Origin of the sequence: Occultella kanbiaonis (assembly GCF_009708215.1) — a bacterium.
Taxonomy (GTDB): Bacteria; Actinomycetota; Actinomycetes; order Actinomycetales; family Beutenbergiaceae; genus Occultella; species Occultella kanbiaonis.
The window spans coordinates 2,160,139-2,173,851 of sequence record NZ_CP046175.1; the positions used below are offsets into that span (position 1 = coordinate 2,160,139).

The window sequence follows — 13,713 nt, forward strand, 5'->3', positions numbered from 1 at the left end:
GCGGTGTCAGGTCTCACGCTAGTCCTCTGAGCATCCGCAGGCGTCGGACCGCCTCGGTGAGCACCTCGGTCGACTTCACGAACGTGAACCGCACGGTCGTGGCCAGCGCGAGATCGGCGTCGGAGCCGGCCCTGGTGAACGCACTCGTCGGCACTCCGACGACGCCGGCCAGGCTGGGCAGCTCACGGCACAGGTCCACGCCGGTCTCGATGCCTGTCGGCGCGAGCGAGCCGGCGAGCAGGTCGGCGGCGTCGGCGATCACGAAGTAGGTGCCCTGGGGCCGGACCACGGTGAATCCGGCGTCGGTCAGGCCCTCGGTGAGCAGGTCGCGGCGCCGTTGCAGGGACGTCGCCAGGTCGCGCACCCAGGTGGAGTCCGGGCCGCTGCCGGTCTCCAGGTCGAGCGCGGTGGCGATCGCCGGCTGGAACGGCGCCCCACTGACGTAGGTGAGGAACTGCTTGACGGCGCGGACGGCGTCGACGAGCCCCGCCGGCCCGCTCACCCAGCCGATCTTCCAGCCGGTCAGGGAGAACGTCTTGCCGGACGAGGAGATCGTCAGGGTGCGCTCGGCCATGCCGGGCAGGGTCGCGATCGGGACGTGGACGGCGCCGTCGTAGGTGAGGTGCTCGTAGACCTCGTCGGTGACCACGACGGCGTCGTACCGGGCGGCGAGGCGGGCGATCTCGGTGAGCTCGGTGCGGTTCAGCACGGCGCCGGTCGGGTTGTGCGGGGAGTTGAGCAGCACCACCCGGGTGGCCGAGGTGAACGCGGCCCGCAGGGCGGTCAGGTCCAGCCGGAAGCCGTCGGCGGGGTCGGTGCCGGGGCGCAGCGGGGCGCTCGTGTGCGTGGCGCCGGCCAGGGCGATCACCGCGGCGTAGGAGTCGTAGAACGGCTCGAGGGTGAGGACCTCGTCACCGGGACCGGCGAGCGCGAGCACCGCGGCCGCAATCGCCTCGGTGGCACCGGCGGTGACCAGGATCTCGGTGTCCGGGTCAAGGGCGATCCCGTAGTGGCGGTCCTGGTGGGCGGCGATCGCCTCACGCAGGACCCGGATCCCCGGTCCCGGCGGGTACTGGTTGTGCCCGGCCGCGATGGCTGCCGTGGCGGCTGCCTTGACGGTCTCGGGCCCGTCGGCGTCGGGGAAGCCCTGGCCGAGGTTCAGCGAGCCGGTGCTCGCGGCGAGGGCGGACATCTCCGCGAAGATGGTGGGCCGCGGTGCGCCGGTGGCGCCGAGCAGTCCCGTGGCTGCGGCCACCTCGCGCCAGCGCCCACGCGGCAGCGCGCTCAGTTCAGCCATTCGGTGACAATAGCGGCCTCACTCACAGCCCGCCCGCCAATCGTCGAGGTCGCGGTGCTTCAGGATCAGCGAGAACCCGGACAGGGCGGGATCGTCGCAGAACTCGGCGAAGTCACCGGAGCCGGTGCGGTCGGTGTACTCGATCGCGAACACCGGCCGTCCCGCGTCGAGATACCGGCTCAGGTCCGCGCACCACCCGTCCGCCGCGCAGTCCTCGGTGACGGCGAAGTCGAAGGAGTCGACGAGGTCGCCCACGAGGTCGGGTGCGTTCTTCTGCCCGACGGCGAGTCCCCGCTCGTGCGCGGCGCTCGCCCACCACAGGGCGTAGGTGACGGCGTCCGCCCGGGTCAGGTCGAAGCCGGTCTCGGTGTCGTAGGAGTCGATGTTGTCCGGGTCGACGGCGTCGAAGCCCGCCGCGGCGCACGCGTCCAGCCGTGCCTCCATCAGCGGCGCGAGCAGATCCAGGCGGCGGATGTCCAGGAAGCGCTCCCCGTCCCAGCCCGGGTACGCCGCCCCGATCACCTCGGCGGGGAACTCGTCGGCATCGTCGCGCCAGTCCTCCCAGGCGCCCGCGTTGACGTAGCAGATCGTCCGTGCCCCGGCCCCCGAGAGAGCGGCGACCTGCTCGGGCGAGGTGTCCGCGCCGTCGAGGTCGTAGACGGCCACGCCGTCGAGGAGCTCGACGCCGGCCGCCGGCTCGGCGGCCAGCACGATCTGCCAGTTCGCGCCGGCCTCGGGGGACCACCGCTGCGGCGCGCCCCCCGCGCATCCGACGCACCCCGCGGCGAGGGCGAGCACGAGGGCGACGGGTGCCACCCGCCGTCGGCCCCCGCCCGTCCCCACCACGGGATCAGGGTACGGCCGGCGCCGGGGCCGGGGACCCGCCGTCGGGCCCTGACTCGGCCCGGACCGAGACACGCCGGGCGGGACACGCCGGGCCCGGTCGGGCTCGCCGGACACCCTCCCCACAGTGTCCCCGGCTCGACCTAGAATCGCCTGCATGTCCGACGACTTCGTGCACCTCCACGTCCACACCGAGTACTCGATGTTGGACGGGGCGGCGCGGGTGGACGACCTGTTCAAGGAGGCGCAGCGCCTCGGCCAGTCGGCGGTCGCGACCACGGACCACGGGTACTTGTTCGGCGCCTACGACTTCTGGTCGAAGGCCCGCAAGTACGGCATCAAGCCGATCATCGGCGTGGAGGCGTACGTCACCCCGGGCACGTCCCGGTTCGACAAGACCCGCGTCCGCTGGGGCGACGCGAGCCAGGCGGGCGACGACGTCTCCGCGCGTGGTGCGTACACGCACATGACGCTCCTCTCGCGGACCACGCAGGGCATGCACAACCTGTTCCGGATGAGCTCGCTGGCCTCGCTCGAGGGGCAGCTCGGCAAGTGGCCCCGGATGGACCGGGACCTGCTGTCAACGTACGCCGAAGGCCTGATCGCGACCAGTGGCTGCGCGTCCGGGGAGATCCAGACCCGGCTGCGCCTGGGGCAGCGCGAGGAGGCGATCCGGGCAGCGGGGGAGTTGCAGGACATCTTCGGCAAGGAGAACTTCTACATCGAGATCATGGATCACGGTCTCGACATCGAACGCCGCACGCTCGCCGACCTGATCGAGATCGCCAAGGAGATCGGTGCGCCGCTGCTGGCCACCAACGACCTGCACTACACGAAGGAGGAGGACGCCCACGCCCATGAGGCCCTCCTGTGTGTGCAGTCCGGAGCCACGCTGGACGAGCCCACGTACGAGCAGGGCGGCAAGCGGTTCGCGTTCGGGGGCCAGGGGTACTACCTGAAGTCCGCAGCGCAGATGCGCGAGCTGTTCCGGGACTACCCGGAGGCGTGCGACAACACGCTGCTCGTGGCCGAGCAGTGCGACGTGACGTTCACCGAGCAGGTCGGCAAGTACATGCCGCACTTCCCGGTGCCCGAGGGTGAGGACGAGATCTCCACCTTCGTGAAGTCCGTGGAGGTCGGCCTGCACAAGAGGTTCGGCGAGACCGTCCCGGAGGAGGTCCGCAAGCAGGCCGAGTACGAGATCGACATCATCACCTCCAAGGGCTACGCCGGCTACTACCTGGTGGTCGCGGACTTCATCAACTGGGCCAAGGACAACGGCATCCGCGTCGGGCCGGGCCGTGGCTCCGGCGCCGGGTCGATGGCGGCGTACGCGATGAGCATCACCGAGCTCGACCCGCTGAAGAACGGGCTGATCTTCGAGCGGTTCCTCAACCCCGAGCGGATGTCCCTGCCGGACTTCGACATCGACTTCGACGAGCGTCGCCGCAGCGAGGTCATCAAGTACGTGTCCGACACCTACGGCGAGGACAAGGTCGCCTACATCGTCACGTACGGCACCATCAAGGCCAAGCAGGCCCTCAAAGACTCCTCACGGGTGCTCGGCTACCCGTTCGGGATGGGGGAGAAGCTCACCAAGGCGATGCCGCCGGCCGTGATGGGCAAGGACGTCACGCTCTCGGGCATCTACAACCCGGACGACAAGCGCTACGCGGAGGCGGACGAGTTCCGCAAGGTCGTCGAGATCGACCCGGACGCCCAGCGGGTGCTCGAGACGGCCCGCGGCCTGGAGAACCTGAAGCGGCAGTGGGGCGTGCACGCGGCGGGCGTCATCATCGCCAGCGAGCCCCTGATCGACATCATCCCGATCATGCGCCGCGAGCAGGACGGCGCCATCATCACCCAGATCGACTTCCCGGCCGGGGAGGACCTCGGCCTGGTGAAGATGGACTTCCTCGGGCTGCGCAACCTGACCATCCTCGACGACGCACTCGAGAACATCGTCGTCAACGGCAAGGAGCCGGTGGTGGTCGAGGACCTGCCGCTGGACGACCGCCCGACGTACACCCTGCTCAGCCGCGGGGACACCCTCGGCGTGTTCCAGCTCGACGGCGGCGGCATGCGGTCGCTGCTGCGGCTGATGCGGCCGGACAACTTCGAGGACATCTCCGCCGTCGGCGCCCTGTACCGGCCCGGCCCGATGGGCGCGAACTCGCACACGAACTACGCCCTGCGCAAGAACGGCCAGCAGGACATCACCCCGATCCACCCCGAGCTGGCCGAACCGCTCGAGGAGGTCCTCGGCACCACCCATGGCCTGATCGTCTATCAGGAGCAGGTGATGGCGATCGCCCAGCACCTGGCCGGGTACACGCTCGGGCAGGCCGACCTGCTCCGGCGGGCCATGGGCAAGAAGAAGCGCGAGGTGCTGGACGCCGAGTTCGACAAGTTCAGTTCCGGGATGCGCGAGGGCGGCTACTCCGCGAACGCGATCAAGACCCTGTGGGACGTGCTCGTCCCGTTCTCCGACTACGCGTTCAACAAGGCGCACTCGGCCGCGTACGGACTGGTCTCCTACTGGACCGCCTACCTCAAGGCGAACTACCCGACCGAGTACATGGCCGCCCTGCTCACCTCGACGCGGGACGACAAGGACAAGTCGGCGCTCTACCTGAACGAGTGCCGCCGGATGCGCATCACGGTGCTGCCACCGGACGTGAACGCCTCCGCGGCCACGTTCACCCCGGTCGGTACGGACATCCGGTTCGGCCTCGCCGCCGTGCGCAACGTCGGTGCGAACGTGGTTGCCGCGATCGCCGCCGCCCGCGAGGAGAAGGGGGACTTCACCTCCTTCACGGACTTCCTCGAGAAGGTGCCTGCGGTGGTCTGCAACAAGCGGACCATCGAGTCCCTGATCAAGGCCGGGGCGTTCGACTCCCTCGGCCACACCCGCCGCGCGCTGCTGATGGTGCACGAGCAGGCCGTGGACTCGGTGATCGGGGTCAAGCGCAAGGAGGCAGAGGGGCAGTTCGACCTGTTCGCCTCCCTGGGTGGCGGGGACGGCGACGGCGGAGGTTTCGCCGTGGAGGTCCCCGACCTTCCCGAGTGGGACAAGAAGCAGAAGCTCGCCTTCGAGCGGGAGATGCTCGGCCTGTACGTGTCCGACCACCCGCTCTCCGGCATCGAGCACGTGCTCACCCAGTCGGCGGACGTCTCGATCGCGACGCTCAATGCGGACGAGGCGCGCCCGGACGGGTCCACCGTGACGATCGCCGGGCTGATCACGTCCCTGCAGCGCAAGATGTCCAAGCAGGGCAACGCGTGGGCCGCGGTCACGATCGAGGACATGGAGGGCTCGGTCGAGGTCATGTTCTTCGGTGAGACGTATCTGGCCTACTCGACGATCCTCGCCGAGGACCAGGTGGTGGTGCTGCGCGGGCGGGTCCGGCGCCGGGACGAGGCCATGCAGCTGCAGGCCATGGAGGTGTCCATCCCGGACGTGTCCGTGGGTGACGACGCGCCGATGATGCTGTCCATCCCGACGAACCGGTGCACCACGCCGGTGGTGGAGCAGCTCCGCGACATCCTGTCCACGCACCCCGGGGTCACCGAGGTGCACGTGAAGCTCACCTCACCGGGCCGGGCCACCGTGCTCCGGCTCGAGGACGGGCTGCGGGTGGAGCGGACCCCGGCGCTGTACGGCGACCTGAAGGCGTTGCTCGGGCCAAGCTGCCTGGTCTAGCGGACCGGGGGCCGCCGCTCACTCGAGCCAGGTCGTCACGAACCGTTCGTTGGCGTGGATGTGGATCGCCTCGTACCCGTGCGGGCCGGTCCGGAACGTGTGCGGGGTGTCCGCAGGGGCCACCAGGATCTGGCCGGCGTGGCCCTCCACCTCGGCGTCGCCGATCCGGAACGTGGCCGAGCCACGGCGGATCAGGAACGTCTCCGCGTACGGATGCTGATGCAGGCGGGGGCCGACGCCGGCGCGGGTGGTGGACTCGAGGATCAGCGAGATCCGGGCACCGCCGGGCAGCTCCTCGTAGTTCTCGGCCCAGTCCTCGCCGTCGGCGCGGCCATCGGCCCGGTTGATCACGAGCGTGTCCATCACCTCACGCTAACGCCGGGTCGCGGCGACCACCAGGGCCGCGGTCGGCCGGGCCCGGCGAGCCACGCGCTCAGGCGGGCCTGACCACCCGGAGCCGCCGGACGCCGTCGGGCAGGTCCACCTCGACGACGTCACCGGGGTGCAGTTGCCGCCCTCGGCGGGTCTCCACGTCGCCGTTGACGTCGATCGCCTCGTCGGTGAGCAGGTCCCGGGCTCCCGCGCCGTCGTCGGCGATACCGGTGAGCTTGAGGAACTGGCCGAGGCGGATCATCTCGTCGCGGATCTCGACGTCGGTCGGCTGATCAGGGGTCGGCGTGGCCATCCGGCCAGTATCGCAGCCGCGCCGGGGTCTGAGTCCGTGCACCGCGGCACCGGGTCCGCGCGCCGCACCACGCGGGCCGGCGTCACGAGCCTTCGACGGTCACCCACGCCGCGCGCCACTGCGGTGCCTCGAACGGCTCGGCCCAGTAGGCCGTCTCCCGGGCGATCCGGCCATCGCGCAGCTCGAAGATGAACACGCTTCGGTACACGGGGCCGTCATAGTCCAGCGTTGCCTCGAGGACCACCAGGTCCCCGGCGGACAGCATCCGTCGCGGGGTGATGGTCGGCAGCCCGGGGAACGCCCCGTAGACCGCTCGGCGGTTGACCGCACCAATCACCTGTTCGCCGGACTGGGGCCAGTCCATGACGGCGTCCTCGTGGAACAGCTCGTCCATGACCTCGGTCCGCTTGTCATTGAGGCACTGGACGAGCCGCTCGATGACGGCCCGGTTCTCGATCTCACCCATGACGACCTCCTGGCCGCTCCCGCAGCTCCATCGCGTGCGGACGTGCCAATTCTAGGTCATATGGGCCTGGCTTAGCGTGTCTTCGGGCCGGCCTCGTGAACGCCCTAGACTCTTCAGGTGATGCGAACGATCGATCTGCGTGGCCGGGCACTCGGAGCGGCGGAACTGCGAGCCGTGCTGCCGCGCGCCGAGGTGGACATCGAGGTGGCGACCCAGCGGGTCGCGCCCATCCTGGCGCGGGTCCGCACCGAGGGCGCACCGGCGCTGGCCGACTACGCCGAGCAGTTCGACGGCGTCCGGCCGGCCAGCCTGCGGGTGCCGCCCGAGGCACTCACCGCCGCGCTCGAGGGCCTCGCCGCCGACGTGCGGGTGGCACTGACCGAGTCGATCCGGCGCGCCCGGCTCGGCCACGAGGCGCAGCTGCCGACCCCTCGCACCACGGAGTTCGGGCCCGGCGCCCGGGTGCACCAGCGCTGGGTGCCGGTGCAGCGCGTCGGCCTGTACGCGCCCGGCGGCCTCGCGCCGCTACCGTCCTCGGTCGTGATGAACGTGGTGGCCGCGCAGGTTGCGGGCGTGGCGTCGCTCGCCCTGGCGAGCCCGCCGCAGAAGGACCACGACGGCCTTCCGGACCCGACGATCCTGGCGGCGTGCGCGCTGCTCGGGGTCGACGAGGTCTACGCCGTTGGCGGCGCCCAGGCGATCGGGATGTTCGCCTACGGGGTGCGCTCGGACCGGCCCGAGGACTCCTGCGAGGCGGTGGACGTCGTCACCGGGCCGGGCAACATCTACGTGGCTGCGGCCAAGCGGGCCGTGCTCGGAGTGGTGGGCATCGACGCGGAGGCCGGCACCACGGAGATCGCGGTGCTCGCCGACTCCGGCGCGGATCCCCGGTTCGTCGCGGCCGACCTGATCTCCCAGGCCGAGCACGATCCCGCCGCCGCGTCCCTGCTGGTCACGGACTCGCCGGCGCTGGCCGCCGCCGTCGCGGAGGAGATCGAGACCCGCGCCGCCGCAGCCAAGCACAGCGCCCGGATCCGCACGGCCCTGAGTGGCCCCCAGTCCGGTGTGGTCCTCGTCGACGACGTCGACCACGGCATCGAGGTGGTCAACGCCTACGCCGCCGAGCACCTGGAGATCCAGACCGCCGACGCCGCCGCGGACGCCGAGCGGATCCGCAACGCGGGTGCGATCTTCGTCGGCCCGTACTCACCGGTGCCGCTCGGGGACTACATCGCGGGCTCGAACCACGTGCTGCCCACCGGCGGCACGGCCCGGTACGCGAGCGGCCTCGGTGTGCAGGTCTACCTGAAGTCGGTCCAGGTGATCGACTACGACGAGGCCGGTCTGAAGGAGGTGACGGACGACCTGATCGCCCTCGCCGCCGCCGAGGACCTGCCCGCGCACGGTGAGGCCGCCAGGGTGCGCCGGGGCGACTGAGCGGATCCGGCCGACGCCAACCGAGGGCCGGGAGCTGGAGCGCTACGCGCCGAGCGTGGTCAGCCATCGCTCGGTCTCGCGGGAACTGCGCAGGTGAACTACGACCGGCGGCGCCGGGTCCGTCGCCAGATTGTCCGCATTGCCCGTGACCTCTGCACGCGTGGCACTGGTGGCATCCGCGGCGCGGGCAGTGTCTGTGGCACTCGTGGCACTCGTGGCAGCTGTTGCTGCTGTTGCACCTGTGGCACTGGAGTGACGACCCCGCACGGTCGACGGGTCGGCCACCCAGCCCCGGATCCGCATCCGCTTGCGGGCCCAGCTCTGGAAGTGCCAGACGATGATCGAGTCGCGAGCGAAAAGTTTGCGCACCGTCTCGGTGTTGCCGTTGCACATCTCCTCACGTGTGACCAGTCGCGAGAACGTGCGCCGGATCAGGCGCTGCAGAGAGAACCAGCGGGGGTAGTCCAAAGCGACGATCAACTCCACCCGCGCCATCGGCACGTCGGCCCACGTGCCGTACGCCGTGTCCATGACCCAGCGCTCGCCGGCGCAGATCGCCTCGGCGATCTCGCGCTGCTGCCGCGGAGGCCGCTCGACCCAACCGGGCAGCCAGCCGATCTCGTCGTCCACCGAGTGCCACGGCAGACCGGTCGCCTCACCGATCCTGCGGGCCAGCGTGGTCTTGCCCGTCCCGGTGACGCCGTAGACCAGGATCCGCTCAGCACGTGCAACGTCCACCCGGACATGCTGGCACACCGGTGCCACCGGGCTCAGGGGGTGGTCAGGGCGATCCCCGATATCGCGTCGGACCGAGTCCCCGTACCGTTGGGGTCATGGACGCAATCTTCGACACCATCCGCAAGATCGGCTTCCGCCGTGGGCCAAGCAGGATCCTCGGCGGCATCGGTGGCGGGATCGCCGATCAGACCGGCGTCAGCGTGGGCCTCGTCCGGATCCTCCTGCTACTGCTCGGCCTGCTCCCCGTCCTCGGGTGGGGCGTGTACCTCATCGCCTGGGTGCTGCTGCCGTGGCAGGACGGGTCGATCCCGCTGGAGCGGTTCATCCGCCAGCTCACGAACAGCCGCAGCCAGTAGCCAGTCGCCAGCAGCGACCCTGATCCGTCTCAGCCCTGCGCCAGGACCAGCGGCAGGACCGCCCCGGCGCCGGCGCGCCGCAGCAGCATGGCGGAGTAGGCGAGGGTCCAGCCCGAGTCGGTGAAGTCGTCCACCAGGACGACGCTCCTCCCGGTCATGCCGGCGGTCGCCGCCTCGGACAGGTCCAGGTCGAGCCGCCGTGCCACGGAGGCGAGTCGCTGCGCGGAGTTCACGTCGTGGCGGCCGGGCCCACGCTCCGGCGCGGGCGCGATGCGCCCGACCAGGGGCGCCTTGAGCAGCCGGGCGACCCCCTGGGCGAGGTGCTGCACCAGCAGGGGGCGGGTGGCCGAGTCGACGAACACGACACCGTCGGCGCTCGGCGCCCAGTCGGCGACCACTCGCATCAGTGGCGCCCGCAGACCCACCGGTAGTTCGCCGTCCGGCGTGGTCGACGCGAACAACTCGCGCAACTGCACCGACCAGCCCAGGCCGTCCAGGCGCGCGATGGCACGACCGGTCTGCGCGCGCTCGTCCTCGGCCAACCGGCCGCGCAGCTCCACCCCCAGCTCCGACATCCCGCTCGGCCACTGTCGACGCGGCGTGATCTCGATGCCGGGTGCGTCCAGGCGCTCGCGGGCGGCCTCCACCACCTCCAGATCCGGTGCATCCGGCACGGTGACCCCGCCGCAGTTGTCGCACCGGCCGCAGCGCTCGCCGTCGGCCAGCTCAGGGTCGTCCAGGTCCCGGCGCAGGAACACCATTCGGCACTCGTCCGTGCGCTCGTAGGCGATCATCGCGTCCTGCTCGGCGACGCGGGCCGCCTCGACGCGCTCGTACCTGTCGGCGTCGTAGTTCCACTCCTGGCCGGTGGACGACCAGCCGCCTTGGACCCGGCGAACGGCACCATCCACGTCCAGCACCTTGAGCATCATCTCCAGACGGGTCCGGCGCAGGTCGACCTGGGTCTCCAGGGCGGCCACCGACATCGCGCCGTCGCCGAGCATGGGCAGCGCGTCGATCGCGGCGCGCACATCGGAGGCCTTCGGGAATGCCAGTGACCCGAAGTAGTCCCAGATCTGCTTGTCCTCGGAGCCAGGTAGGAGGACCACGTCGGCCCGCTGTACCGCGCGGCCCGCACGGCCCACCTGCTGGTAGTAGGCGATGGGCGACGGTGGTGCACCGAGGTGGATCACGAAGCCGAGGTCCGGCTTGTCGAATCCCATCCCGAGGGCCGATGTGGCCACCAGGGCCTTGACCCGGTTCTCCTTCAGGTCCGCCTCAAGGGCCTCCCGCTCGCTCGGGTCGGCCGCGCCGGTGTAGGCCTGCACGGCGTAGCCCGCGTCCCGCAGCTGCCGAGCCACCTCCTCGGCTGCTGCCACAGTCAGGCAGTAGACGATCCCCGAGCCCGTATACGAGCCGAGGTTCGCTGTGAGCCAGGCGATCCGGGTCGGCTGGTCGGGCAGCTGGGCGACGGCCAGATGCAGGGAGGGGCGGTCGAGTCCGCCCCGCAGCACGAGCACGTCGGTGCCGAGCTGCTCCGCGACGTCCGCGGTCACACGTTCGTTCGCGGTCGCGGTGGTGGCCAGGACCGGGATGCCGTCCGGGAGATCGTCGAGCAGGGTGCGGATCCGGCGGTAGTCGGGGCGGAAGTCGTGGCCCCAGTCGGAGATGCAGTGGGCCTCGTCGACGACGACCAGGCCGGCGCTCGCGGCCAGCCGGGGAAGCACCTCGTCCCGGAACGCGGGGTTGTTCAGGCGCTCGGGAGAGCACAGCAGCACGTCGACCTCGCCGGCGGCGATCTGCTCGTGGATGCCGGCCCACTCGGTGGTGTTGGCCGAGTTGATGGTGACGGCGCGGATCCCGGCCCGCGAGGCGGCGGCGATCTGATCGCGCATGAGCGCAAGCAACGGGGAGATGATCACGCTCGGCCCGGCACCGCGTTCGCGCAGCAGTGAGGTGGCCACGAAGTAGACGGCGGACTTGCCCCACCCGGTGCGTTGCACCACGAGGGCGCGGCGGTCACCGTCGACCAGCGCGGAGATCGCGTGCCACTGGTCGTCGCGTAACTGTGCCTCGTCGGAGCCGACCAGGCGCTGCAGGACGGCGGTGGCACGCTCCCGGGTTCCGTTCGGGTCGTCACTGTTCGGAGCGGCGGGCGTGTCCGCGGCGGTGCCTGCTGTGGTCTCGTTCATCGGTGGCAGCCTTTCATGAGGGGACCGGTCGTGCGCGCGGCCTGTGGATCGCCGAACGCCGGTATCCGCCGAGGACGACTCAGGCCGCAGCCGGATCGGTCTCGCGGTCGTCGGGTTCGCCCTCGGCGTCCCGAGCCTCGTCGGCGTCCTGGCGCCGCAGTTCCCAGTTGCCCATCACCACGCCGACTGCCCCGTCGAGGTCCAGCGGGCCCCCGTTGACCGGGGTGAGCGGGTGCACGGGGTCGCGCAGCCAGTCGGTCTCGGATGCTTCCGCGGAAGCGTCGCCGCCGAGCATCCCCGAGTCCGTCGCTCTCGACTCGGTCCCGGTGGCCGCGGTAGGCGTCGAACCTGCCGCGACACCTGAGGCCACGGATGTCCCGGGAGCCTCGTCGGCGGCATCCGCCTGCCCGGCTCGGACCGGATGGGGGATGGGTACGGGTGGCAGGATGCGGCCGTCGGGGGTGGTGACCAGGACGGTGCCGTCGGGGCGGAGGGTGATGTCGTAGTTCCCTTCGTGCAGCAGCCGGTGGTGGGTGCTGCAGAGCAGGACGAGGTTGTCCAGGGTGGTCGGGCCGCCGTCGGCCCAGTGCTGGATGTGGTGGGCGTGGAGGTAGGCGCGTCGACCGCAGCCGGGGACACGGCAGCTGTGGTCTCTGGCCCAGAGTGCTCGCTTGAGGGCGGAGTTCGTGCTGCGGGTGCGTCGTCCGACGTCCAGGGTGCGTCCCGGGCGGGCGTTGGGCACGACGGTGAAGCGGGATCCGTCGGCGTGGACGTGCATGACGATGCCGGTGTCGCAGGTCAGGCGGCGTGCGGTCTCCGGGTGGAGCGCTGGGCCGAGTTCCAGGTGCGGGCCGATCAGCTTCGCGGTGTCGGGCGCTACCGCGGAAGCGCCGGCGTCGGAGTCCCGGCGTGTGGTGATCTGTGTGACGGTCGCGAGTTCTCGGCGGTCCGTGGCGTCGTCGGTATCGACACCTTGAGAGTCGCCTCCCGCATCGTCGGTCTGGGAGGGGTCGTCGTGCCCCGGCGCCGCTGTCTCGTCCTGCGCCGAAGCGTCGCCCGCCGTCTCGAGCCCGGGGAGCGGCGGTGGATCTGCGGCCGCTGGCTCGTCGGCCGTGGGTCGGGCCTCGGCCAGGTCGTGGAGGGTGACATGTAGGACCGTCTCGCCGCGGCGTGAGCCGCGTGGGGTGTGGTCGGCTCCGGTGGTGGTCACCGCGGGGTCGGTGTGGCCGGGGTGGGCCACGTTCGATTGTTCGCAGATCAGGACGAGGGCATCGATGAGGGCGTGCCCGTGCACGACGCTCTCGCGGAGCCAGGGTGGTGGCTGCGGATCGGTGCTGTGACCGGCGTCGGTGTCCTTGAGGTAGTCGCCGACGCGGTGCACCTCTTCTATCAGGACGGCGGCGTCCTCGGGGGAGCAGCGCCCGGAGAACGAGAACGAGCCGTCCGCTTCCTCGCGGAAGCGTAGGTGGCGTTCGGCGTGGCGCTGGTTGATGTCGGCTAGCGAGTAGGCGGTGCGCACGCCCGCGACGAACCGTTCGAGCTGGTTGGCGGTGGCGGATGCGGCGACCGCGAGGAGTTCGGGTTCGGTCTCGGGGGTGGCGACCCGCGTGATGGCGCGGACCTTGGAGTAGGACAGGTGCCCGGCGGTGAACGCGGCGGTTATGCCGGGGAGGTCGCTGAGGGCGTGGGCGATGCGGACCTGTTCGCGGGCGGTGGTCGCCGACATCCCGCACCGCCAGGACAGCCAGTTGACGCAGGAGGCGAACCCTCCGGTGTTCCAGCCCTGGCGTGCGTCGAACTCGGCGAGCAGGAGCAGGAACCGGCAGGTGGTCGCGGCGATCTTCACCGCCAGCCCGGACAGCTCCGCCTCGATCTCCTCGAGCGGTCGTTCGGATACCGGGTCGGGTGGGGGATCTGGTTCGGCGACGGCCAGAGGGGCGGCATCGGGCTGGTTCGGCCGCGCTGCTTCGATGACTGTGGTGCTCACGGTGACCTC

Annotated in this window: 11 protein-coding genes; 3 read left to right on the plus strand and 8 right to left on the minus strand. The window is 71.0% G+C overall.

Features of this window, described 5'->3' with window-relative positions:
• Positions 1 to 13: 13 nt before the first annotated feature.
• Together GKS42_RS09945 and GKS42_RS09950 are read right to left on the minus strand one after the other, a co-directional pair.
• Entirely contained in the window at positions 14 to 1,297 is a 1,284-nt protein-coding gene (locus GKS42_RS09945) for an aminotransferase class I/II-fold pyridoxal phosphate-dependent enzyme (protein ID WP_154793679.1), read from the minus strand.
• 18 nt (positions 1,298 to 1,315) lie between these two features.
• Positions 1,316 to 2,143 (minus strand): endo alpha-1,4 polygalactosaminidase, encoded by an 828-nt coding sequence (locus GKS42_RS09950; protein WP_210769347.1) that lies wholly within the window; start codon positions 2,141 to 2,143, stop codon positions 1,316 to 1,318.
• A 154-nt stretch (positions 2,144 to 2,297) separates the two neighbouring features.
• Between GKS42_RS09950 and dnaE the strand changes: the two genes are divergently transcribed.
• Positions 2,298 to 5,843 (plus strand): DNA polymerase III subunit alpha, encoded by a 3,546-nt coding sequence (gene dnaE / locus GKS42_RS09955; protein ID WP_154793681.1) that lies wholly within the window; start codon positions 2,298 to 2,300, stop codon positions 5,841 to 5,843.
• Positions 5,844 to 5,861: 18 nt separating this feature from the next.
• Here the strand turns inward: dnaE and GKS42_RS09960 are convergent, their stop codons facing one another.
• From GKS42_RS09960 to GKS42_RS09970, 3 genes are all read right to left on the minus strand, one after another.
• Complete coding sequence (locus GKS42_RS09960) at positions 5,862 to 6,206, minus strand: cupin domain-containing protein (protein ID WP_154793682.1); 345 nt, start codon at positions 6,204 to 6,206, stop codon at positions 5,862 to 5,864.
• Positions 6,207 to 6,276: 70 nt separating this feature from the next.
• On the minus strand, positions 6,277 to 6,528 hold the full coding sequence (locus tag GKS42_RS09965) for an RNA-binding S4 domain-containing protein (RefSeq protein ID WP_154793683.1): 252 nt from the start codon (positions 6,526 to 6,528) through the stop codon (positions 6,277 to 6,279).
• 82 nt (positions 6,529 to 6,610) lie between these two features.
• Complete coding sequence (locus tag GKS42_RS09970) at positions 6,611 to 6,994, minus strand: nuclear transport factor 2 family protein (RefSeq protein WP_154793684.1); 384 nt, start codon at positions 6,992 to 6,994, stop codon at positions 6,611 to 6,613.
• Positions 6,995 to 7,111: 117 nt separating this feature from the next.
• On the opposite strand from GKS42_RS09970, the gene hisD reads away from it, so the two are divergent.
• The gene (gene hisD, locus GKS42_RS09975) at positions 7,112 to 8,431 is read left to right on the plus strand and encodes a histidinol dehydrogenase (RefSeq protein ID WP_154793685.1); all 1,320 of its coding nucleotides are present in this window, start codon (positions 7,112 to 7,114) and stop codon (positions 8,429 to 8,431) included.
• A gap of 42 nt (positions 8,432 to 8,473) precedes the next feature.
• On the opposite strand, the gene GKS42_RS09980 is transcribed toward hisD, so the two are convergent.
• Positions 8,474 to 9,169, minus strand: coding sequence for a P-loop NTPase family protein (locus GKS42_RS09980; protein ID WP_154793686.1), 696 nt, complete (start codon positions 9,167 to 9,169; stop codon positions 8,474 to 8,476).
• A gap of 95 nt (positions 9,170 to 9,264) precedes the next feature.
• Between GKS42_RS09980 and GKS42_RS09985 the strand changes: the two genes are divergently transcribed.
• Complete coding sequence (locus tag GKS42_RS09985; RefSeq protein ID WP_154793687.1) at positions 9,265 to 9,525, plus strand: PspC domain-containing protein; 261 nt, start codon at positions 9,265 to 9,267, stop codon at positions 9,523 to 9,525.
• A gap of 29 nt (positions 9,526 to 9,554) precedes the next feature.
• On the opposite strand, the gene GKS42_RS09990 is transcribed toward GKS42_RS09985, so the two are convergent.
• On the minus strand, positions 9,555 to 11,717 hold the full coding sequence (locus tag GKS42_RS09990) for a RecQ family ATP-dependent DNA helicase (RefSeq protein WP_154793688.1): 2,163 nt from the start codon (positions 11,715 to 11,717) through the stop codon (positions 9,555 to 9,557).
• A 79-nt stretch (positions 11,718 to 11,796) separates the two neighbouring features.
• Entirely contained in the window at positions 11,797 to 13,704 is a 1,908-nt protein-coding gene (locus tag GKS42_RS09995; RefSeq protein WP_168217800.1) for an HNH endonuclease signature motif containing protein, read from the minus strand.
• Between the last annotated feature and the right edge of the window lie 9 nt (positions 13,705 to 13,713).